Annotated in this window: 32 protein-coding genes; 30 read left to right on the top strand and 2 right to left on the bottom strand. The window is 52.6% G+C overall.

Features of this window, described 5'->3' with window-relative positions; genetic code table 11:
* Positions 1 to 85: 85 nt before the first annotated feature.
* Complete coding sequence (locus tag RCF31_RS14625; RefSeq protein WP_416411389.1) at positions 86 to 1993, bottom strand: ABC transporter ATP-binding protein; 1908 nt, start codon at positions 1991 to 1993, stop codon at positions 86 to 88.
* A 122-nt stretch (positions 1994 to 2115) separates the two neighbouring features.
* Between RCF31_RS14625 and kefG the strand changes: the two genes are divergently transcribed.
* The 4 genes from kefG to slyD all read left to right on the top strand — a co-directional run bounded on the left by kefG (position 2116) and on the right by slyD (position 5467).
* On the top strand, positions 2116 to 2667 hold the full coding sequence (gene kefG, locus RCF31_RS14630; protein WP_299447556.1) for a glutathione-regulated potassium-efflux system ancillary protein KefG: 552 nt from the start codon (positions 2116 to 2118) through the stop codon (positions 2665 to 2667).
* Positions 2667 to 4472 carry a glutathione-regulated potassium-efflux system protein KefB gene (kefB, locus tag RCF31_RS14635; protein WP_084877371.1) on the top strand — a complete coding sequence of 602 codons (1806 nt, stop codon included), beginning with the start codon at positions 2667 to 2669 and terminating at the stop codon, positions 4470 to 4472. The genes kefG and kefB overlap by 1 nt, the downstream gene beginning before the upstream one ends.
* A 34-nt stretch (positions 4473 to 4506) precedes the next feature.
* Positions 4507 to 4707 (top strand): YheV family putative zinc ribbon protein, encoded by a 201-nt coding sequence (locus RCF31_RS14640; protein WP_150105801.1) that lies wholly within the window; start codon positions 4507 to 4509, stop codon positions 4705 to 4707.
* 196 nt (positions 4708 to 4903) lie between these two features.
* Positions 4904 to 5467, top strand: coding sequence for a peptidylprolyl isomerase (gene slyD, locus RCF31_RS14645; RefSeq protein WP_299447548.1), 564 nt, complete (start codon positions 4904 to 4906; stop codon positions 5465 to 5467).
* A gap of 32 nt (positions 5468 to 5499) precedes the next feature.
* On the opposite strand, the gene RCF31_RS14650 is transcribed toward slyD, so the two are convergent.
* Complete coding sequence (locus tag RCF31_RS14650; protein ID WP_299447545.1) at positions 5500 to 5718, bottom strand: protein SlyX; 219 nt, start codon at positions 5716 to 5718, stop codon at positions 5500 to 5502.
* 272 nt (positions 5719 to 5990) lie between these two features.
* Between RCF31_RS14650 and fkpA the strand changes: the two genes are divergently transcribed.
* The 26 genes from fkpA (at position 5991) to rpsN (ending at position 21258) form a co-directional block, all read left to right on the top strand.
* Entirely contained in the window at positions 5991 to 6821 is an 831-nt protein-coding gene (gene fkpA, locus RCF31_RS14655) for an FKBP-type peptidyl-prolyl cis-trans isomerase (protein ID WP_299447542.1), read from the top strand.
* Between the two features lie 171 nt (positions 6822 to 6992).
* Positions 6993 to 7715, top strand: coding sequence for a helix-turn-helix transcriptional regulator (locus RCF31_RS14660; protein ID WP_084877361.1), 723 nt, complete (start codon positions 6993 to 6995; stop codon positions 7713 to 7715).
* On the top strand, positions 7715 to 8101 hold the full coding sequence (tusD, locus tag RCF31_RS14665) for a sulfurtransferase complex subunit TusD (protein ID WP_416411390.1): 387 nt from the start codon (positions 7715 to 7717) through the stop codon (positions 8099 to 8101). Before RCF31_RS14660 ends, tusD begins: the two co-directional genes overlap by 1 nt.
* Positions 8101 to 8460 carry a sulfurtransferase complex subunit TusC gene (tusC, locus tag RCF31_RS14670; RefSeq protein ID WP_416411391.1) on the top strand — a complete coding sequence of 120 codons (360 nt, stop codon included), beginning with the start codon at positions 8101 to 8103 and terminating at the stop codon, positions 8458 to 8460. Before tusD ends, tusC begins: the two co-directional genes overlap by 1 nt.
* A gap of 9 nt (positions 8461 to 8469) precedes the next feature.
* Entirely contained in the window at positions 8470 to 8757 is a 288-nt protein-coding gene (gene tusB, locus RCF31_RS14675; protein WP_416411392.1) for a sulfurtransferase complex subunit TusB, read from the top strand.
* A 130-nt stretch (positions 8758 to 8887) separates the two neighbouring features.
* Complete coding sequence (rpsL, locus tag RCF31_RS14680) at positions 8888 to 9262, top strand: 30S ribosomal protein S12 (RefSeq protein WP_003852912.1); 375 nt, start codon at positions 8888 to 8890, stop codon at positions 9260 to 9262.
* Between the two features lie 96 nt (positions 9263 to 9358).
* Positions 9359 to 9829 (top strand): 30S ribosomal protein S7, encoded by a 471-nt coding sequence (gene rpsG / locus RCF31_RS14685; protein ID WP_084877349.1) that lies wholly within the window; start codon positions 9359 to 9361, stop codon positions 9827 to 9829.
* 93 nt (positions 9830 to 9922) lie between these two features.
* Positions 9923 to 12037 carry an elongation factor G gene (fusA, locus tag RCF31_RS14690; protein WP_084877346.1) on the top strand — a complete coding sequence of 705 codons (2115 nt, stop codon included), beginning with the start codon at positions 9923 to 9925 and terminating at the stop codon, positions 12035 to 12037.
* 70 nt (positions 12038 to 12107) lie between these two features.
* Positions 12108 to 13292: an elongation factor Tu gene (tuf, locus tag RCF31_RS14695; RefSeq protein WP_084877335.1), complete on the top strand. Its 1185-nt coding sequence runs from the start codon at positions 12108 to 12110 to the stop codon at positions 13290 to 13292.
* A gap of 184 nt (positions 13293 to 13476) precedes the next feature.
* Positions 13477 to 13671: a bacterioferritin-associated ferredoxin gene (gene bfd / locus RCF31_RS14700; RefSeq protein WP_013510772.1), complete on the top strand. Its 195-nt coding sequence runs from the start codon at positions 13477 to 13479 to the stop codon at positions 13669 to 13671.
* A 101-nt stretch (positions 13672 to 13772) separates the two neighbouring features.
* Complete coding sequence (gene bfr, locus RCF31_RS14705) at positions 13773 to 14255, top strand: bacterioferritin (protein ID WP_299447511.1); 483 nt, start codon at positions 13773 to 13775, stop codon at positions 14253 to 14255.
* Positions 14256 to 14568: 313 nt separating this feature from the next.
* Positions 14569 to 14880 carry a 30S ribosomal protein S10 gene (rpsJ, locus tag RCF31_RS14710; RefSeq protein WP_001181005.1) on the top strand — a complete coding sequence of 104 codons (312 nt, stop codon included), beginning with the start codon at positions 14569 to 14571 and terminating at the stop codon, positions 14878 to 14880.
* A gap of 32 nt (positions 14881 to 14912) precedes the next feature.
* On the top strand, positions 14913 to 15539 hold the full coding sequence (gene rplC / locus RCF31_RS14715; RefSeq protein ID WP_084877329.1) for a 50S ribosomal protein L3: 627 nt from the start codon (positions 14913 to 14915) through the stop codon (positions 15537 to 15539).
* Between the two features lie 10 nt (positions 15540 to 15549).
* The gene (gene rplD / locus RCF31_RS14720) at positions 15550 to 16155 is read left to right on the top strand and encodes a 50S ribosomal protein L4 (protein ID WP_013510769.1); all 606 of its coding nucleotides are present in this window, start codon (positions 15550 to 15552) and stop codon (positions 16153 to 16155) included.
* On the top strand, positions 16152 to 16454 hold the full coding sequence (rplW, locus tag RCF31_RS14725; protein ID WP_010618574.1) for a 50S ribosomal protein L23: 303 nt from the start codon (positions 16152 to 16154) through the stop codon (positions 16452 to 16454). The genes rplD and rplW overlap by 4 nt, the downstream gene beginning before the upstream one ends.
* Positions 16455 to 16471: 17 nt before the next feature.
* Positions 16472 to 17293, top strand: a complete 822-nt coding sequence (rplB, locus tag RCF31_RS14730) for a 50S ribosomal protein L2 (protein WP_084877326.1) — start codon at positions 16472 to 16474, stop codon at positions 17291 to 17293.
* Positions 17294 to 17309: 16 nt separating this feature from the next.
* Positions 17310 to 17588 (top strand): 30S ribosomal protein S19, encoded by a 279-nt coding sequence (rpsS, locus tag RCF31_RS14735; RefSeq protein ID WP_001138115.1) that lies wholly within the window; start codon positions 17310 to 17312, stop codon positions 17586 to 17588.
* Positions 17589 to 17601: 13 nt separating this feature from the next.
* Complete coding sequence (gene rplV, locus RCF31_RS14740; protein WP_007891659.1) at positions 17602 to 17934, top strand: 50S ribosomal protein L22; 333 nt, start codon at positions 17602 to 17604, stop codon at positions 17932 to 17934.
* A gap of 17 nt (positions 17935 to 17951) precedes the next feature.
* A complete protein-coding gene (gene rpsC, locus RCF31_RS14745) occupies positions 17952 to 18650 on the top strand; it encodes a 30S ribosomal protein S3 (protein WP_009087585.1) in 699 nt (232 codons plus the stop codon).
* A 12-nt stretch (positions 18651 to 18662) separates the two neighbouring features.
* On the top strand, positions 18663 to 19073 hold the full coding sequence (rplP, locus tag RCF31_RS14750; protein WP_002438716.1) for a 50S ribosomal protein L16: 411 nt from the start codon (positions 18663 to 18665) through the stop codon (positions 19071 to 19073).
* Positions 19073 to 19264, top strand: a complete 192-nt coding sequence (gene rpmC, locus RCF31_RS14755) for a 50S ribosomal protein L29 (protein WP_013510767.1) — start codon at positions 19073 to 19075, stop codon at positions 19262 to 19264. The genes rplP and rpmC overlap by 1 nt, the downstream gene beginning before the upstream one ends.
* Positions 19264 to 19518, top strand: coding sequence for a 30S ribosomal protein S17 (gene rpsQ, locus RCF31_RS14760; RefSeq protein ID WP_013510766.1), 255 nt, complete (start codon positions 19264 to 19266; stop codon positions 19516 to 19518). Before rpmC ends, rpsQ begins: the two co-directional genes overlap by 1 nt.
* A gap of 169 nt (positions 19519 to 19687) precedes the next feature.
* Positions 19688 to 20059, top strand: coding sequence for a 50S ribosomal protein L14 (rplN, locus tag RCF31_RS14765; RefSeq protein ID WP_013510765.1), 372 nt, complete (start codon positions 19688 to 19690; stop codon positions 20057 to 20059).
* Between the two features lie 10 nt (positions 20060 to 20069).
* A complete protein-coding gene (rplX, locus tag RCF31_RS14770; protein WP_084877324.1) occupies positions 20070 to 20384 on the top strand; it encodes a 50S ribosomal protein L24 in 315 nt (104 codons plus the stop codon).
* Between the two features lie 14 nt (positions 20385 to 20398).
* Positions 20399 to 20938 (top strand): 50S ribosomal protein L5, encoded by a 540-nt coding sequence (gene rplE, locus RCF31_RS14775; protein ID WP_013510763.1) that lies wholly within the window; start codon positions 20399 to 20401, stop codon positions 20936 to 20938.
* Positions 20939 to 20952: 14 nt separating this feature from the next.
* On the top strand, positions 20953 to 21258 hold the full coding sequence (gene rpsN / locus RCF31_RS14780) for a 30S ribosomal protein S14 (protein WP_006120592.1): 306 nt from the start codon (positions 20953 to 20955) through the stop codon (positions 21256 to 21258).
* The last annotated feature ends 26 nt before the right edge of the window (positions 21259 to 21284 follow it).

Below are 21284 nucleotides of genomic sequence, written 5' to 3' on the forward strand. Positions count from 1 at the left end.
CGTAGCGGCGCGATTTATCGCGCGGTCTTTACCCGAGAATAAGGTCAAAAGAGCGCGATAAATCGCGCCGCTACGAACGGTGTGATTAAGGTGCAGCCAGCATCTGCTCCAGCTGCTCCTGGGCATCCAGCCAGGCCATTTCCGCTTCTTCCAACGCCGATTTACTCTCCGCCTGACGTTGCAGTGCGACAGTCAGATCCGCTTTGCGGTTTTGGTCGTAAATAGCGCTGTCGGACAGCAGCTGCTCGGCTTCGCTCAGCTGGCTCTGCCACTTCGCCATCTGTTTTTCGAGTTTCTCAATCTCTTTGCGTAGTGGCTGCGTCTGTGCGCGCAGTTCCGCATCACGACGCTTCTGATCTTTACGGGCCTGGGCGCTGTTGCCGCTTTCCTGCTTTGGTGCGGCATCCTGCTGCGCCTGCTGTTTTTGCAGGTCGCTCAGCCACTGCTGATAATCCTCAAGATCCCCTTCGAAGATATCCACTTTGCGATCGTGTACCAGGTACAAATCATCGGTAGTGGCGCGCAGCAAATGGCGGTCATGCGAGACCACCACCAGCGCACCTTCAAAATCAATCAGCGCCTCGGTTAATGCCTGGCGCATATCGAGATCGAGGTGGTTCGTTGGTTCATCAAGCAGCAACAGGTTCGGACGCTGCCAGACAATCAACGCCAGAACCAGACGCGCTTTTTCACCACCGGAGAAACGCTCAGTCACTTCGCTGACTTTATCGCCCTGGAAGCCAAAGCCGCCGAGGTAATCACGCAACTGCTGCTCCAGCGTTTTCGGCGCAAGGCGCGCCAGATGCTGCAACGGCGACTCGTCGGCACGCAGGAATTCCAGCTGGTGCTGAGCGAAGTAACCCAGCTTGATCCCTTTCGCCAGCCCAATTTCACCCGCCAGCGGGGTTAACTCGCCTGCCAGCAGTTTGATTAAGGTGGATTTACCCGCGCCGTTGCGCCCCAGCAGGCCAATACGTGAGCCGGGTACCAGGTTAAGTTTGATGGCGTCGAGAATGATGCGGTCACCGTAGCCTGCGGTTACTTTCTCCATTTTTAGCAGGGGATTGGGCAGGCTTTCTGGTGCACGGAAGCTGAAGCTGAATGGGTTATCGACGTGCGCGGGCGCAATCAGTTCCATGCGCTCCAGCATCTTGATGCGGCTCTGCGCCTGCTTCGCTTTGGTGGCCTGGGCGCGGAAACGATCGATATAGCTTTGCAGGTGCGCCACTTTCTCCTGCTGGCTTTGATACAGCGCCTGCTGCTGCGCCAGTTTGGCGACGCGCTGACGCTCGAACGAACTGTAGTTACCGGTGTATTCAAACATCGTCTGTTGTTCGATGTGGATGATCTTATCCACCACCGGATCGAGGAAGTCGCGGTCATGCGAAATCAGGATCAGCGTGCCTTCGTAGCTTTTTAACCAGCGTTCCAGCCAGATCACCGCATCGAGGTCGAGGTGGTTAGTCGGTTCATCGAGCAGCAGCAAATCAGAACGACACACCAGCGCCTGCGCGAGGTTGAGACGCATGCGCCAGCCGCCGGAGAAGTCTCTCACCGGACGCTGGAGCTGCTCCTGGGAGAAACCGAGACCGTGCAGCAGGCTGGAGGCGCGTGCCGGGATACTCCATGCCTGGATCGCATCCAGTTTACCGTGCAGCAGCGCGATAGCGTTGCCATCGTTACGTGCGTTGGCATCGGCTAATTCAGATTCCAGCTGACGATATTCGCGGTCGCCGTCGATAACATATTCCAGCGCGGCTTTACTGAGCGCTGGGGTTTCCTGATTGACCCAGGCCAGCGCCCAGTTACCAGGGAAAGTGGCGCTACCGGCATCACTGCTCATTTCACCTTTGAGCAGCGACAACAGCGTGGATTTGCCGCAGCCGTTTTTGCCCACCAGACCAACTTTCTGGCCGGGGTTGATGGTTGCGGTAGCGTTATCCAGCAGCACGTTGGTGCCGCGGCGAATTTGTAACGAGGAAAAGACAATCATAAGCGCCGTATCGTCAGAATATGTTAATTTACTGGCAACATAATTAGATGAACTGTTTAGTTGCGTCGAGCATGGTAGCGGAATTCCTGCGCTGTGACGATGCTTTGCTTTGGAGGGGAACGATGTCGCAGCCACCCAAAATCCTGCTGCTTTACGCCCATCCGGAATCACAGGATTCGATTGCCAATCGGGTTTTGCTGCAGTCGGCTATGGAACTGGACCACGTCACGGTACACGATTTATACGCCCACTACCCGGATTTCTTTATTGATATTCACTACGAGCAACAACTGCTGCGCGAACATCAAATCGTGGTTTTCCAGCATCCGCTGTATACCTACAGCTGCCCGGCACTGCTGAAAGAGTGGCTGGACAGGGTGCTGTCTCGCGGCTTCGCCAGTGGCGTAGATGGCAATGCACTGGAGGGGAAATACTGGCGCAGCGTCGTCACCACCGGCGAGCCGGAAACCGCCTATCATCAGCATGGCCTCAATCGTTACCCGATGAGCGACATCATGCGTCCGTTTGAGCTGACGGCGCAGATGTGCCGTATGCATTGGATGACGCCGATGGTGATCTACTGGGCGCGACGCCAGACGCCGGAGGTATTGCGTCATTTTGCCCAGGCTTACAGCGACTGGCTCTCGTCACCGCTGCCGCAGGGAGGTGTGTAATGGAAGGACAAACGCTGCTTACGGCCGGTGTCATCTATCTGGTGGCGGCGGTGCTGATCGTCCCGATTGCGGCACGACTGGGCATCGGCGCGGTGCTGGGTTATCTGCTGGCAGGTATTGCCATCGGGCCGTGGGGATTGGGTTTTATCAGCGACGTGGACGAGATTCTGCACTTTTCTGAACTCGGCGTCGTATTCCTGATGTTTATCATCGGCCTGGAACTGAACCCGGCGAAACTCTGGGCGCTGCGGCGGTCGATTTTTGGTGTGGGTGCGGCTCAGGTGCTGATCTCTGCGGCGATTCTCGGGGTGCTGCTATGGCTGACCGATTTCTCCTGGCAGGCGGCAGTGATTGGCGGTATCGGCCTGGCAATGTCCTCAACGGCGATGGCACTGCAATTAATGCGTGATAAAGGCATGAATCGCAGCGAAGCCGGGCAGCTGGGTTTCTCGGTGCTGCTGTTCCAGGATTTAGCGGTGATCCCGGCGTTGGCGCTGGTGCCGCTGCTGGCGGGAGGAGGCGACAGCGGTCATGTAGACTGGCTGAAAGTCGGCATGAAGGTACTGGCATTCGCCGGGATGCTGATTGGTGGCCGTTTTCTGCTGCGCCCGATTTTCCGCTTTATTGCTGCCTCCGGCGTGCGCGAAGTCTTTACCGCAGCCTCGTTACTGCTGGTGCTTGGCTCGGCGTTGTTTATGGATGCGCTGGGCCTGTCGATGGCGCTGGGGACTTTTATCGCCGGTATTCTGCTGGCGGAAAGTGAGTATCGCCATGAGCTGGAAGTGGCGATCGAACCCTTTAAAGGACTGCTGCTGGGGCTGTTCTTTATCTCCGTCGGTATGGCGCTGAATCTCGGCGTGCTCTACACCCACATCCTCGAAATCGTGCTTGGCGTGGTGATTCTGGTGGTGGTGAAAATCCTGGTGCTGTATGTGCTGGCGCGGGTTTATGGTCTGCGCAGTTCGGAGCGTCAGCAGTTTGCCGGGGTACTCAGCCAGGGCGGAGAGTTTGCCTTCGTGCTGTTTTCGGCCGCAGCATCGGCAAAGCTGTTTAGCGGCGATCAATTGCCGCTGCTGCTGGTGACGGTGACGTTGTCGATGATGACCACACCGCTGTTGATGCAGGGCATTGATCGTCTGCTGGCACGTCGCTTTAATGAACCGGATGACAACAGCGAGAAGCCGTTTGTCGAAGATGATCAGCCGCAGGTGATTGTGGTGGGCTTTGGTCGTTTCGGCCAGGTGGTTGGCCGTTTGCTGATGGCGAATAACAAGCGTATCACGGTGCTGGAGCGTGATATCTCAGCAGTTAGCCTGATGCGTAAATATGGCTACAAGGTTTACTATGGTGATGCTACCGAGCTGGAGCTGTTGCGCGCTGCGGGAGCGGCGACGGCACAATCCATCGTCATCACCTGTAATGAACCGGAAGATGCCATGACGATTGTGCATCTTTGCCAACAGCATTTCCCGCAGTTGCAGATCCTCGCCCGGGCGCGTGGTCGTGTGGAAGCCCATGAACTGATTCAGGCGGGCGTGACGTTGTTCTCGCGTGAAACCTTCTCCAGTGCGCTGGAGCTGGGACGCAAAGCGCTGATCTCGCTGGGGATGCATCCACACCAGGCGCAACGTGCTCAACATCATTTCCGCCGTCTGGATATGCGTATGCTGCGTGAACTGGTGCCCAATCAGACGGACAGCGCAACGGTTTCCCGCGTGCGTGAGGCGCGTCGCGAGCTGGAGGATATCTTCCAGCGTGAAATGCAGCATGAAAAACGTCAGTTTGATGGCTGGGATGATGAGTAACTACACTTACCGTATCCGTTTTTGACGGGCAGGAATCAGAATGCGTAAACGTTTTATTGCCGGTGCGGTGTGCCCGCACTGTCAGCAGAAGGACACGCTGGCGATGTGGCGTGAAAACAATGTGGATGTGGTGGAATGCGTGAAGTGCGGGCATCAGATGCGCGAAGCGGATAAGCAGGTGCGCGATCAGGTGCGCAGTCAGGAGCAGGTGATCGGCATTTTTCATCCTGAGTAGCGCAATGGCGCAGCTTTTTTTAAGCTTAAACTTACAGCGCGATTGAATTCCGCTACAATCGGCGCCATTAACGCTGAGCAGTATGCGGCATTGCGTTGCCAGCATCCTCAGTCTTGAATCTTTCTGGTTGGTGTTTTTGCTCGCAAAAATGGACCAATGAGACGGGATTCGCAGTTCTCAACGGTTAGGAGATATCATGAAAGTAGCAAAAGACCTGGTGGTGAGCCTGGCGTATCAGGTTCGTACCGAAGACGGTGTGTTGGTTGACGAGTCACCGGTGAGCGCACCGTTGGACTATCTGCACGGCCATGGTTCCCTGATTTCTGGTCTGGAAAAAGCACTGGAAAATCATGTGCCAGGTGACAAGTTTGACGTGCATATCCCGGCAAACGACGCTTACGGTCAGTATGATGACAACCTGGTGCAGCGTGTACCGAAAGACGTATTTATGGGCGTTGACGAACTGCAGGTTGGCATGCGCTTCCTGGCAGAAACCGATCAGGGTCCGGTACCGGTTGAAATTACCGAAGTGGAAGACGAGCACGTGGTGGTTGATGGTAACCACATGCTGGCGGGTCAGAACCTGAACTTCAACGTGGAAGTGGTGGCGATTCGTGAAGCAACACCGGAAGAACTGGCTCACGGCCACGTTCACGGTGAGCACGGCCATGATCACGACCACGACCATGATCACGACCACGGTCATGAACACGGTAAAGGCGGCTGCGGCGGCCACGGTGGTTGCGGTTGTAACCACTAAGAATCAAGGCCACCCTCGCGGTGGCCTTTTCTTTAGTAGTGCGGGGGTGGCGTCTCTTCCGATTGCGACGCAATCATGGATGGCGCGGCGGCCTTAACCTTATCAACCAGCAGACGCACCTGCTCACGCAGTTTGCTCATCTCCAGTTCATGATGAACCACCGTCTGATTGAGTTGATCTATGGTGTGTTCCTGAAAAGCCAGCTTGCTCTCCAGCGCCTCAAGGCGTTGCTCCCATTCTGATTGTTGCATCACCACTCCTCGAATTACGGTGCTTCTCGCGTGTCGGCCGGGATTCTAAGTCTTTTGCTGCAGAATAACCCGATTTTTCACCAGAATTGGCCAGGATGCTTGAATGGGGACATTATGCCACCATCTCTGATGAAACTTCCTGATGCAAAAAAGGTCAGAGGTTGACCGGATTATTACGTTGTGGGAGTGTTCGCCGCTGCCACGTAAAGTTATAGTGTGGGCCACAGTCCGCAATGATTCCCGGGGCGAGAGGCTTCGGTTTTGGAGAAAGGATGAAATCACTGTTTAAAGTCACATTGTTAGCTACCACTATGGCCGTCGTGCTGAACGCGCCGCTGGCAATGGCAGCAGAAGCTACCACTGCGCCGGCAGATGCTGCTCAGGCAGCGCCGCAGGCACCGAAAAATGCTGCCTTCAAAAATGAAGATCAGCAATCAGCCTATGCGCTGGGCGCGTCCCTGGGTCGCTACATGGACAACTCTCTGAAGGAACAAGAGAAACTGGGTATCAAACTGGACAAACAGCAGCTGATCGCGGGTGTTCAGGATGCATTTGGCGGTAAGAGCAAACTCTCTGATGAAGAGATTGAGCAAACCCTGCAGGCGTTTGAAGGCCGCGTGAAAGGTGCTGCCCAGGCGAAGATGGAAAAAGACGCGAAAGAGAACGCCGATAAAGGTACCGCTTTTGCTGACAAATTCGCCAAAGAAAAAGGCGTGAAGAAAACCGAATCTGGCCTGCTCTATCAGGTTGAGAAAGAAGGCACCGGTGACGCGCCTAAAGACAGTGATACTGTCGTTGTGAACTACAAAGGTACGCTGATTGATGGCACCGAGTTCGACAACTCCTACACCCGTGGCGAGCCGCTGTCGTTCCGTCTGGATGGCGTCATCCCTGGCTGGACTGAAGGCCTGAAGCACGTGAAGAAAGGCGGCAAGATCAAGCTGGTCATTCCACCGCAACTGGCTTACGGTAAAAACGGCGTGCCGGGTATTCCGGCTAACTCTACGCTGGTGTTTGATGTTGAACTGCTCGATATCAAACCGGCGCCAAAAGCCGATGAGAAAACCCAGGCTCCAGCTGCTGCTGATCAGAAAGCACAGTAATCTGCCAGCCGCCGCCCCCAGGGGCGGCGGTTTCATTTCCGCCTTATGACAAAGCTCTGGCATAAGCACTCGACATTTGCCAGACTAACGCCTGCACAACTACTACTATCAAAAAATGAGTCTGCCCAGAGCTGCCGTGACAGGCTCCAGCCATTTAGGGTGATGTCTTCGATGTCTAATCCATTCAATCCCGGTGAACTGACTGACTTCGATTTACTGGAGCAACGTCCGTTTGAGCAAGCAGACTACGATATTCTGAAATCTTACGAGGCCGTGGTCGATGGCCTGGCGATGCTGATTGGCTCGCACTGTGAAATCGTGCTGCATTCGCTGGAAGATTTAAAATGTTCTGCGGTGCGCATCGCGAATGGCGAGCACACCGGACGTAAAGTCGGATCGCCGATAACCGACCTGGCACTGCGCATGCTGCACGATATGCACGGTGCAGACAGCAATGTCTCAAAAGCTTACTTCACCCGCGCCAAAAGTGGTGTGCTGATGAAGTCGGTCACGATTGCGATTCGCAATCGCCAGCAGCGGGTGATTGGCCTGCTGTGTATCAATATGAACCTCGATGTGCCGTTCTCGCAGATTATGTCGACTTTTATGCCGCCAGAGATGCAGCAGGTCGATTCCAATGTGAACTTTGCCAGTTCGGTTGAAGACCTGGTGACGCAGACGCTGGAGTTCACCATTGAAGAAGTGAGCGCCGATCGCAACGTGTCGAACAACGCCAAGAATCGTCAGGTGGTCCTCAATCTGTATGAAAAGGGGATTTTCGATATTAAAGATGCGATTAACCAGGTGGCCGATCGCCTCAATATTTCTAAGCACACGGTGTATCTCTATATTCGCCAGTTCAAGAGTGGTGACTTTCAGGGCCAGGATCGTTAATGCGCTATACCTTGCTGGTAACCGGTCCGGCTTATGGCACACAACATGCCAGCAGCGCGTTGCTGTTTGCCCGGGCGTTGCTACAGGGCGGGCATCAGCTGGAAAGCGTGTTTTTCTATCGTGAAGGTGTACTCAACGCGAATCAGCTTACTGCTCCGGCCAGCGATGAAGTGGATCTGGTACGTGAGTGGCAGCAGTTACACCAGGCGCATGGCGTGGCATTGAATATCTGTGTGGCGGCGGCGTTGCGGCGTGGCGTCACTGACGCTCAGGAAGCGGCACGATTGCAGCTGGCGGGCAGCAACCTGCAAGCTGGCTTTGTTTTAAGCGGGCTGGGGGCATTGGCGGAAGCCGCGCTAACCTGTGACCGTCTGGTGCAATTCTGATGAATTCTGTCGCTTTTCTCTTTACCCAATCGCCCCATGGCAGCAGTGCTGGCAGAGAAGGGCTGGATGCGGTGCTGGCCACGGCAGCGCTGAGTGAGAACATTGCGTTGTTTTTTATTGGCGATGGAGTGCTGCAACTGAATTGCCATCAGCAACCTGAAACAATTCTGGCGCGCAACTATATCGCCACTTTTGGCGTGCTGGCGCTCTACGATATCGATCAGTGTTTTGTCTGCGAAGAGTCACTGCTGGCGCGGGGGCTGGATGCGACGTCACCGCGTGTGATGGCAGCAACGGTGCTGGATACGCCAACCCTGCGCCAGAAACTGGCGACTTATCACCGTATCATTCGTTTCTGAGACTTCATCATGCTGTACACGCTTATGCATTCACCCTGGCAATGCGATATCGACACCTTACTGCTGCTGCTGCAGAAGGAAGACGATCTGTTGCTGCTTCAGGATGGCGTCACGGCAGCTTTGTCAGGCAGTGCCATGCTTAAAAAGCTGCTTAATTCCCCGGCCACGGTGTGGGTACTGCGGGAAGATGTGGTGGCACGCGGCCTGGTTGCGCAAATTTCGACCAGTCTACCCTGTGTGGACTATACTGAATTCGTTGCTTTAACGACGAAGCACCAACAGCAAATAGCCTGGTAACACGCTTTAACCTGGTTATTTCTTGACACCCTTTTGACACAGCCCTAAAATTCTGCCTCCTCGTAGTAATGCGAGGCGATTTATTACGTGTTTACGAAGCAAAAGCTAAAGCAAATCCAGGAGCTATTTAATGGCAACAGTTAACCAGCTGGTTCGCAAACCACGCGTCCGCAAAGTTGCAAAGAGCAACGTGCCGGCGCTGGAAGCTTGCCCGCAAAAACGTGGTGTTTGTACTCGTGTGTACACCACTACCCCGAAAAAACCTAACTCAGCGCTGCGTAAAGTATGCCGTGTGCGTCTGACCAACGGTTTCGAAGTGACTTCCTACATCGGTGGTGAAGGTCACAACCTGCAGGAGCACTCCGTGATCCTGATCCGTGGCGGTCGTGTTAAAGACCTGCCAGGTGTGCGTTACCACACCGTTCGTGGCGCGCTGGACTGCTCAGGTGTTAAAGACCGTAAGCAGGCTCGCTCCAAGTATGGCGTGAAGAAGCCAAAGGCTTAATGGTTCTCCGTTAAGTAAGGCCAAACGTTTTAACTTAAATGTCAAACTAAACTCGTAGAGTTTTGGACAATCCTGAATTAACAACGGAGTATTTCCATGCCACGTCGTCGCGTCATTGGTCAGCGTAAAATTCTGCCGGATCCTAAGTTCGGATCAGAGCTGCTGGCTAAATTTGTAAATATCCTGATGGTTGATGGTAAGAAATCAACTGCAGAATCAATCGTTTATACCGCTCTTGAGACCCTGGCTCAACGTTCTGGTAAAAACGCCCTGGAAGCTTTTGATGTTGCCCTCGAAAACGTGCGCCCGACTGTAGAAGTTAAGTCTCGCCGTGTTGGTGGTTCAACTTATCAGGTTCCAGTTGAAGTCCGTCCGGTCCGTCGTAATGCTCTGGCAATGCGTTGGATCGTAGATGCTGCTCGTAAACGCGGTGATAAATCTATGGCTCTGCGCCTGGCGAACGAACTTTCTGACGCTGCAGAAAACAAAGGTACTGCAGTTAAGAAACGTGAAGACGTTCACCGTATGGCAGAAGCCAACAAGGCGTTCGCACACTACCGCTGGTAATGACCACGTAGTTGTTGTTAAACCAGCGGGCGCTCGAACAGCCAACCCGCTGGGGTCGACTAACTTTGAACGTCCGAGAATCAGAGGAATCAAATGGCTCGTACAACACCCATTGCGCGCTACCGTAACATCGGTATCAGCGCACACATTGACGCCGGTAAAACTACCACTACCGAACGTATCCTGTTCTACACCGGTGTTAACCACAAAATCGGTGAAGTGCATGATGGCGCAGCGACCATGGACTGGATGGCCCAGGAGCAGGAGCGTGGTATTACTATCACCTCTGCAGCGACTACCGCATTCTGGTCTGGTATGGCTAAGCAGTTTGAGCCGCACCGCATCAACATCATCGACACCCCGGGACACGTTGACTTCACCATCGAAGTAGAACGTTCCATGCGTGTGCTCGACGGCGCAGTAATGGTTTACTGTGCAGTAGGTGGCGTGCAGCCGCAGTCTGAAACCGTATGGCGTCAGGCTAACAAATATAAAGTTCCACGCATTGCGTTCGTTAACAAAATGGACCGCATGGGTGCAAACTTCCTGAAAGTTGTAGGCCAGATTGAAAGCCGTCTGGGCGCGACTCCGGTACCTCTGCAGCTGGCTATCGGCGCAGAAGAACACTTCACCGGTGTTGTTGACCTGATCAAAATGAAAGCCATCAACTGGAACGATGAAGATCAGGGCGTTACCTTCGTTTACGAAGATATCCCGGCTAACATGCAGGAACTGGCTGAAGAATGGCGCCAGAAACTGATCGAGTCTGCTGCTGAAGCTTCTGACGAGCTGATGGAGAAATTCTTTGGTGGCGAAGAGCTGTCTGAAGAAGAGATCAAATCTGCTCTGCGTAAGCGCGTTCTGAACAACGAAATCATCCTGGTTACCTGTGGTTCTGCATTTAAGAACAAAGGTGTTCAGGCGATGCTGGATGCAGTTGTTGAGTACCTGCCGGCTCCGACCGACGTACCTGCAATCAACGGCATGCTGGATGATGGCAAAGACACCCCGGCTGAGCGTCACGCAAGTGATGACGAGCCGTTCTCTGCTCTGGCGTTCAAAATCGCAACTGACCCGTTCGTTGGTAACCTGACGTTCTTCCGCGTGTACTCTGGTGTGGTTAACTCCGGTGACACCGTACTGAACTCAGTGAAATCTGCACGTGAGCGTTTTGGTCGTATCGTTCAGATGCACGCCAACAAACGTGAAGAGATCAGCGAAGTTCGTGCAGGTGACATCGCCGCTGCTATCGGTCTGAAAGACGTTATCACCGGTGACACCCTGTGTGATCCGAACAACGTGATCATTCTGGAGCGTATGGAGTTCCCTGAGCCGGTAATCTCTATCGCTGTTGAGCCGAAAACCAAAGCTGACCAGGAAAAAATGGGTCTGGCTCTGGGTCGTCTGGCGAAAGAAGACCCGTCATTCCGCGTATGGACTGACGAAGAGTCTAACCAGACCATCATCGCTGGTATGGGTGAGCTGCACCTCGACATCATCGTTGACCGTATGAAGCGTGAATTCAACGTTGAAGCGAACGTAGGTAAACCTCAGGTTGCTTACCGTGAAGCGATCCGCGCGAAAGTTACCGATGTTGAAGGTAAACACGCGAAACAGTCTGGTGGTCGTGGTCAGTATGGTCATGTTGTGATCGACATGTACCCGCTGGAGCCTGGTTCGAACCCGAAAGGTTACGAATTCATCAACGACATTAAAGGTGGTGTGATTCCTGGTGAATACATCCCTGCCGTTGATAAAGGCATCCAGGAGCAGCTGAAATCTGGTCCGCTGGCTGGTTATCCGGTAGTAGACCTGGGTGTGCGTCTGCACTTCGGTTCTTACCATGATGTCGACTCCTCAGAGCTGGCATTTAAACTGGCTGCTTCTATCGCCTTCAAACAAGGCTTTAAGCAAGCGAAACCTGTTCTGCTTGAGCCGATCATGAAGGTTGAAGTAGAGACTCCGGAAGAGCACACCGGTGACGTTATCGGTGACCTGAGCAGACGTCGTGGTATGCTTAAAGGGCAGGAATCTAACGCTACTGGTGTTGAGATTCACGCTGAGGTTCCGCTGTCTGAAATGTTCGGATACGCAACCCAACTGCGTTCTCTGACCAAAGGCCGTGCTTCTTACTCCATGGAGTTCCTGAAGTACGATGATGCGCCGAACAACGTCGCTCAGGCCGTTATTGAAGCTCGTGGCAAATAAGGCTACGGTTTAAAAATTGTGAACAGATGCCTCTATCCTTGATAGAGGCATAACAGTAAGGATTATCGCCATGGCGAAAGAGCAATTTCAACGTAACAAACTGCACGTAAACGTGGGCACCATCGGTCACGTTGACCACGGTAAAACCACTCTGACTGCTGCGATCACCACCGTTCTGGCTAAAACCTACGGCGGCCAGGCGCGTGCATTTGACCAGATCGACAACGCGCCGGAAGAGAAGGCTCGTGGTATCACCATCAACACTTCACACGTTGAGTACGAAACCCCGACTCGCCACTACGCGCACGTTGACTGCCCGGGCCACGCCGACTACGTGAAAAACATGATCACCGGTGCTGCTCAGATGGATGGCGCAATCCTGGTTGTTGCTGCGACTGACGGCCCGATGCCGCAGACCCGTGAGCACATCCTGCTGGGTCGTCAGGTTGGCGTTCCTTACATCATCGTGTTCCTGAACAAGTGTGACATGGTTGATGACGAAGAGCTGCTGGAACTGGTTGAGATGGAAGTTCGTGACCTGCTGTCACAGTACGACTTCCCGGGCGACGACACCCCGATCGTTCGTGGTTCAGCGCTGAAAGCGCTGGAAGGCGAAGCAGAGTGGGAAGCGAAAATCGTTGAGCTGGCTGGTCACCTGGATACTTACATCCCGGATCCGGTTCGTGCCATCGACCTGCCGTTCCTGCTGCCGATCGAAGACGTATTCTCAATCTCTGGCCGTGGTACCGTTGTTACCGGTCGTGTTGAGCGCGGTATCGTGAAAGTAGGCGACGAAGTTGAAATCGTTGGTATCAAAGCGACTGCAAAATCAACCTGTACTGGCGTTGAAATGTTCCGCAAACTGCTGGATCAGGGTCAGGCTGGTGAAAACTGTGGTGTTCTGCTGCGCGGTATCAAGCGTGAAGACATCCAGCGTGGTCAGGTACTGGCTAAGCCGGGTACCATCAAGCCGCACACTCAGTTCGAATCAGAAGTGTACGTACTGTCTAAAGACGAAGGCGGCCGTCATACTCCGTTCTTCAAAGGCTACCGTCCTCAGTTCTACTTCCGTACAACTGACGTAACCGGTTCAGTAGAACTGCCGGAAGGCGTAGAGATGGTAATGCCGGGCGACAACATCAAAATGGTTGTCACCCTGATTCACCCGATCGCGATGGACGAAGGTCTGCGCTTCGCAATCCGCGAAGGCGGCCGTACCGTTGGTGCGGGCGTTGTTGCTAAAGTTATCGCTTAATTGTGTTAACACAGATGGCCGCTTCGGTAGCCATCTGAGCAATTGAAAAAGGGCACTTCGGTGCTCTTTTTTTATGCTGAAAATTCCTCTCAGATTGATGCTAATCCCACACAAAATCCAGGTTTGAAATAAAAACCATTCTCATTTACACTTTGATCAGAAATTGTACTGGAGTCCGTAGTGAATGTACGTCTGTCTGTGTAATGCCGTGAGTGATAAAACCCTCCGTGAGGTGGTTCGCCGCTATCAGCCCAAATCTATTCAGCATTTGCGCCAGCTGGTTCCTATTGGAAAACAGTGCGGTAAATGCATTCGCGCCGCGCGTGAGATTATGGATGATGAATTGCAGCAGGTGCCGCTGTACAAAGAAATTGCCTGATACCTGGCCTGCCTGGGTAATAACCACAAAAACTGTCGCGTTTTTTTGACTTCTTTTTATCCGCATCTACGCTCTAATTAACTGGAAGCGGAGGAAGCGAAATGAAGGGCGACACTAAAATCATAAATCATCTCAACAAATTGCTGGGGAATGAGCTGGTTGCAATCAATCAGTACTTTCTTCATGCGCGCATGTTCAAAAACTGGGGTCTGATACGCCTCAACGATGTGGAATACCACGAATCCATTGATGAAATGAAGCATGCGGACAAGTACATTGAACGCATTCTGTTTCTTGAAGGGATTCCTAATCTGCAGGATCTGGGGCGGTTGCGCATTGGTGAAGATGTACCGGAAATGCTGCAATCTGACCTGGCACTGGAACTGGAAGGTGCGAAGGACCTGCGCGAAGCGATTGCCTATGCGGATAAAGTTCACGATTACGTCAGCCGCGATATGATGATCGAAATCCTGGCGGATGAAGAACACCATATTGACTACCTGGAGACCGAGCTGGAACTGATTAATAAAATCGGGATTCAGAATTACCTGCAGGCACAAATCAAAGAGGAGGGCGACAGCTAAGCTGATTGCTTTCCCTGGATCATCGAGCCCGCAGCGATCTGTGATCGTTGCGGGCTTTTCTTTATCGCACCATTGCCTGTTCTGGTTAAAAACGCATCACGGCTTGCTTCCTGTACAAATTTGCGTATAATGCGCGGGCCTGCCAATATTGGCTGGCGCGATTCGAGCAGAATCGCAGGTGGCTGTAAGTTAGGTCGCCTGACAATACTCCCAATTGGGGAGTTATATGCTGAACGATTACACTCCCCCATCAATCGTAATGGGTGCGGGTAGTAATTTTTTTCGTTTATAAAATGTTTGGAGCTCTGGTCTCATGCAGAACCAAAGAATCCGTATCCGTCTTAAAGCGTTTGATCATCGCCTGATCGATCAATCAACCGCGGAAATCGTTGAGACTGCCAAGCGCACTGGTGCGCAGGTACGTGGTCCGATCCCGCTGCCGACTCGCAAAGAGCGCTTCACCGTTCTGATCTCTCCGCACGTTAACAAAGATGCGCGTGATCAGTACGAAATCCGCACTCACAAGCGTCTGGTAGACATCGTTGAGCCAACTGAAAAAACCGTTGATGCTCTGATGCGTCTGGATCTGGCTGCCGGTGTAGACGTGCAGATCAGCCTGGGTTAATCAGGTCATCGAGCGATTGAGAGGTTGAAACAATGATTGGTTTAGTCGGTAAAAAAGTGGGCATGACCCGCATCTTCACTGAAGATGGCGTTTCTATCCCCGTCACCGTAATCGAAGTTGAAGCAAACCGCGTTACCCAGGTCAAAGGTCTGGAGAATGATGGTTACCAGGCGATCCAGGTTACCACCGGTGCTAAAAAAGCTAACCGTGTGACCAAACCGGAAGCAGGTCATTTTGCTAAAGCTGGCGTTGAAGCTGGCCGTGGTCTGTGGGAATTCCGCACCGAAGGTGAAGAATACTCAGTAGGCCAGAGCATCAGTGTTGAAATCTTCGCTGAAGTTAAAAAAGTAGACGTAACCGGTACCTCTAAAGGTAAAGGTTTCGCAGGTACCGTTAAGCGCTGGAACTTCCGTACCCAGGACGCGACACACGGTAACTCCTTGTCTCACCGCGTACCGGGTTCTATCGGTCAGAACCAGACTCCGGGCAAAGTGTTCAAAGGCAAGAAAATGGCTGGTCAGCTGGGTAATGAGCGCGTAACCGTTCAGAGCCTGGAAGTGGTACGTGTTGACGCTGAGCGCAACCTGCTGCTGGTGAAAGGTGCAGTTCCGGGTGCGACCGGTAGCGACCTGATCGTTAAACCGGCTGTGAAGGCGTAAGGGGATAGCAATGGAATTAGTATTGAAAGACGCGCAGAGCGCGCTGACTGTTTCCGAAACTACCTTCGGTCGTGATTTCAACGAAGCGCTGGTTCACCAGGTTGTTGTTGCCTACGCTGCAGGTGCTCGTCAGGGTACTCGCGCGCAGAAAACTCGTGCCGAAGTAACTGGTTCAGGCAAAAAGCCGTGGCGCCAGAAAGGTACCGGCCGTGCGCGTTCAGGTTCTATCAAGAGCCCGATCTGGCGTTCAGGTGGCGTGACCTTCGCTGCACGTCCGCAGGACCACAGTCAAAAAGTTAACAAAAAGATGTACCGCGGCGCGCTGAAAAGCATCCTGTCCGAGCTGGTACGTCAGGACCGTCTGATCGTTGTCGAGTCGTTCTCTGTTGAAGCACCGAAAACCAAGCTGCTGGCACAGAAACTGAAAGACATGGCGCTGGAAGACGTGCTGATCATCACCGGTGAACTGGATGAGAATCTGTTCCTGGCTGCGCGTAACCTGTACAAGGTTGACGTGCGTGATGCAGCGGGTATCGATCCAGTTAGCCTGATCGCCTTCGACAAAGTCGTTATGACTGCTGAAGCAGTTAAGCAAGTTGAGGAGATGCTGGCATGATCCGTGAAGAACGTCTGCTGAAAGTACTGCGCGCGCCGCACGTATCTGAAAAAGCATCTACCGCGATGGAAAAAACCAATACCATCGTTCTCAAAGTTGCTAAAGACGCGACCAAAGCAGAGATCGTTGCTGCTGTTGAGAAACTGTTCGAAGTAGAAGTTAAAGACGTAAACACCCTGGTTGTTAAGGGCAAAGTTAAGCGTCACGGACAGCGTATCGGTCGTCGTAGCGACTGGAAAAAAGCTTACGTCACCCTGAAAGAAGGCCAGAACCTGGACTTCGTCGGCGGCGCTGAGTAAGTCGGAGGAGAAAGACAATGGCAGTTGTTAAATGTAAACCGACATCTCCGGGTCGTCGTCACGTAGTTAAAGTGGTGAACCCTGAGCTGCACAAGGGCAAACCTTTTGCTCCGCTGGTAGAAAAAAACAGCAAATCCGGTGGTCGTAACAACAATGGTCGTATCACTACCCGTCATATCGGTGGTGGTCATAAGCAGGCTTACCGTATTGTTGACTTCAAACGCAACAAAGATGGTATCCCGGCAGTTGTTGAGCGTCTTGAGTACGATCCGAACCGTTCTGCGAACATCGCACTGGTTCTGTACAAAGATGGCGAACGCCGTTACATCCTGGCCCCTAAAGGCCTGAAAGCTGGCGACCAGGTTCAGTCTGGCGTTGATGCTGCGATCAAAGCAGGTAACACCCTGCCGATGCGTAACATCCCAGTTGGTTCTACCGTGCACAACGTAGAAATGAAACCAGGCAAAGGCGGTCAGATTGCTCGCTCTGCTGGTACTTACGTGCAGATCGTTGCGCGTGAAGGTTCCTACGTTACCCTGCGTCTGCGTTCAGGTGAAATGCGTAAAGTCGAAGCTGACTGCCGCGCAACTCTGGGCGAAGTCGGTAACGCTGAGCACATGCTGCGCGTTCTGGGTAAAGCCGGTGCAACCCGTTGGCGTGGTGTTCGTCCTACCGTTCGCGGTACTGCGATGAACCCAGTCGATCACCCGCACGGTGGTGGTGAAGGTCGTAACTTTGGTAAGCACCCGGTAACGCCGTGGGGCATTCAGACCAAAGGTAAGAAGACCCGTAGCAACAAGCGTACTGATAAATTTATCGTACGTCGCCGTAGCAAATAATTTTAGAGGATAAGCCATGCCACGTTCTCTCAAGAAAGGTCCTTTTATTGACCTGCACTTGCTGAAGAAGGTAGAGAAAGCGGTGGAAAGCGGAGACAAGAAGCCCCTGCGCACCTGGTCCCGTCGTTCAACGATCTTCCCTAACATGATCGGTTTGACCATCGCTGTCCATAATGGTCGTCAGCACGTTCCTGTCTTTGTTTCCGACGAAATGGTCGGCCACAAGCTGGGTGAATTTGCACCGACACGTACTTATCGCGGCCATGCTGCAGATAAGAAAGCCAAGAAGAAATAAGTAGGAGGAAGAGATGGAAACTATTGCTCAACATCGCCATGCTCGTTCTTCTGCTCAGAAGGTTCGCCTCGTTGCTGACCTGATTCGCGGTAAGAAAGTGTCGCAGGCTCTGGATATTCTGACTTACACCAACAAGAAAGCGGCTGTACTGGTTAAGAAAGTCCTGGAATCTGCCATTGCTAACGCCGAACACAACGATGGCGCTGATATCGACGATCTGAAAGTTGCGAAAATTTTCGTAGACGAAGGCCCAAGCATGAAGCGCATTATGCCGCGTGCAAAAGGTCGTGCAGATCGCATCCTGAAGCGCACCAGCCACATTACTGTGGTTGTGTCCGATCGCTGAGACTCTGGAGACTAGCAATGGGTCAGAAAGTACATCCTAATGGTATTCGCCTGGGTATTGTAAAACCATGGAACTCTACCTGGTTTGCGAACACCAAAGAATTCGCTGACAACCTGGACAGCGATTTTAAAGTACGTCAGTTCCTGACTAAAGAACTGGCAAAAGCGTCTGTATCTCGCATCGTTATCGAGCGTCCGGCTAAGAGCATCCGTGTGACCATTCACACTGCTCGCCCGGGTATCGTTATCGGTAAGAAAGGTGAAGACGTAGAAAAACTGCGTACGGTCGTCGCGAATATCGCTGGCGTTCCTGCACAGATCAACATCGCTGAAGTCCGTAAACCGGAACTGGACGCAAAACTGGTAGCTGACAGCATCACTTCACAGCTGGAGCGTCGTGTGATGTTCCGTCGTGCTATGAAGCGTGCAGTACAGAACGCCATGCGTCTGGGCGCGAAGGGTATCAAAGTTGAAGTTAGCGGCCGTCTGGGCGGCGCGGAAATCGCACGTACCGAATGGTACCGCGAGGGTCGCGTACCGTTGCACACTCTGCGTGCTGACATTGACTACAACACCTCTGAAGCGCACACCACTTATGGTGTAATCGGCGTTAAGGTATGGATCTTCAAAGGTGAGATCCTGGGTGGTATGGCTGCTGTTGAACAACCGGAACCGGCTGCTCAACCTAAAAAGCAGCAGCGTAAAGGCCGTAAGTAAGGAGAGTCGCTGATGTTACAACCAAAGCGTACGAAATTCCGTAAAGTGCACAAAGGCCGTAACCGCGGTCTGGCGCAGGGTACGGATGTTAGCTTCGGTACTTTCGGTCTGAAAGCTGTTGGCCGTGGTCGTCTGACTGCACGTCAGATCGAAGCAGCACGTCGTGCTATGACCCGTGCAGTTAAGCGTCAAGGTAAGATCTGGATCCGTGTATTCCCGGACAAACCGATCACCGAGAAGCCGCTGGAAGTGCGTATGGGTAAAGGTAAGGGTAACGTGGAGTATTGGGTTGCCCTGATCCAGCCTGGTAAAGTCCTGTATGAAATGGACGGCGTACCGGAAGAGCTGGCCCGTGAAGCATTCAAGCTGGCAGCAGCAAAACTGCCTATCAAAACCACCTTTGTAACTAAGACGGTGATGTAATGAAAGCAACTGAGCTGCGTGAAAAAAGCGTTGAAGAGCTGAACGCTGAGCTGCTTAACCTGCTGCGTGAGCAGTTTAACCTGCGCATGCAAGCAGCATCCGGCCAACTGCAGCAGACCCATCTGCTGAAGAATGTGCGCCGTGATGTTGCACGCGTTAAGACTTTACTGACTGAGAAGGCGGGTTCGTAATGACCGATAAAATCCGTACTCTGCAAGGTCGTGTTGTTAGTGACAAAATGCAGAAATCTGCAGTTGTTGCTATCGAGCGTTTCGTGAAGCACCCGATCTACGGTAAATTCATTAAACGTACGACTAAGCTGCACATCCACGACGAAAACAATGAATGCGGTATCGGTGACGTGGTTGAAATCCGCGAATGCCGTCCGCTGTCCAAGACTAAGTCCTGGACACTTGTTCGCGTTGTAGAGAAAGCGGTTCTGTAATAGAATCTGCTTCCTCTAAAAAACAAAATGAACGGCTCTCGCGAGCCGTTCATTTTTTCTACCCATTTGCGAGAACCGGTGTTATAATGCCGCGCCCTCAATTATGGGGCTTTTTAACGACCTGAGGTTTGGGTCCCGAAGTAGTAGTTGACATTAGCGGAGCACTAAAATGATCCAAGAACAGACTATGCTGAACGTCGCCGACAACTCCGGTGCACGTCGCGTAATGTGTATCAAGGTTCTGGGTGGCTCGCACCGTCGCTACGCAGGCGTCGGCGATATCATCAAAGTTACCATCAAGGAAGCAATTCCGCGTGGTAAGGTGAAAAAAGGTGATGTCCTGAAGGCGGTAGTGGTGCGCACCAAGAAGGGTGTTCGTCGCCCGGACGGTTCTGTCATTCGCTTCGATGGCAACTCTTGCGTTATTTTAAACAATAACTCAGAGCAGCCTATCGGAACGCGTATTTTTGGGCCGGTAACTCGTGAACTTCGTACTGAAAAGTTCATGAAAATTATCTCTCTGGCACCAGAAGTACTCTAAGGAGCGAACAATGGCAGCGAAAATCCGTCGTAACGACGAAGTTATCGTGTTGACCGGTAAAGATAAAGGTAAACGCGGTAAAGTAAAGAATGTCCTGACTTCTGGTAAGGTCATCGTTGAAGGTATCAACCTGGTTAAGAAACACTCAAAGCCGGTTCCGGCTCTGAACCAACCGGGTGGCATCGTTGAAAAAGAAGCTGCTATTCAGGTTTCTAACGTTGCAATCTTCAATGCGGCAACCGGCAAGGCTGACCGTGTAGGCTTTAGATTCGAAGAAGGCAAAAAAGTCCGTTTCTTCAAGTCTAATAGCGAAACTATCAAGTAATTTGGAGTAGTACGATGGCGAAACTGCATGATTACTACAAAGACGAAGTAGTCCAGAAACTCATGACTGAGTTCGGCTACAATTCTGTCATGCAAGTCCCTCGGGTCGAGAAGATCACCCTGAACATGGGTGTTGGTGAAGCGATCGCTGACAAGAAACTGCTGGATAACGCAGCAGCTGACCTGGCAGCAATCTCCGGTCAAAAACCGCTGATCACCAAAGCACGCAAATCAGTTGCAGGCTTCAAAATCCGTCAGGGCTATCCGATCGGCTGTAAAGTAACTCTGCGCGGCGAGCGCATGTGGGAGTTCTTTGAGCGCCTGATCACTATTGCTGTACCGCGTATCCGTGACTTCCGTGGCTTGTCCGCGAAGTCTTTCGACGGTCGTGGTAACTACAGCATGGGCGTTCGTGAGCAGATCATCTTCCCAGAAATCGACTACGACAAAGTCGATCGCGTTCGTGGTTTGGATATTACCATTACCACTACTGCGAAATCTGATGATGAAGGCCGTGCTCTGCTGGCTGCCTTTGACTTCCCGTTCCGCAAGTAAGGTAGGGTTACTTCATGGCTAAGCAATCTATGAAAGCACGCGAAGTTAAGCGTGTGAAATTAGCAGACAAGTTCTTCGCAAAACGCGCTGAACTGAAAGCGATCATTTCTGATGTGAACGCTTCTGACGAAGATCGTTGGGATGCCGTTCTCAAGCTGCAGAGTCTGCCGCGTGATTCCAGCCCTTCACGTCAGCGTAACCGCTGCCGTCAAACAGGTCGTCCGCACGGTTTCCTGCGGAAGTTTGGGTTGAGCCGTATCAAGGTCCGTGAAGCCGCAATGCGCGGTGAAATCCCGGGTCTGAAAAAGGCAAGCTGGTAATTGTCACCATTTGAATCACGGGAGTA

It is taken from the genome of Pantoea sp. App145 (assembly GCF_047947045.1).
Taxonomy (GTDB): Bacteria; Pseudomonadota; Gammaproteobacteria; order Enterobacterales; family Enterobacteriaceae; genus Pantoea.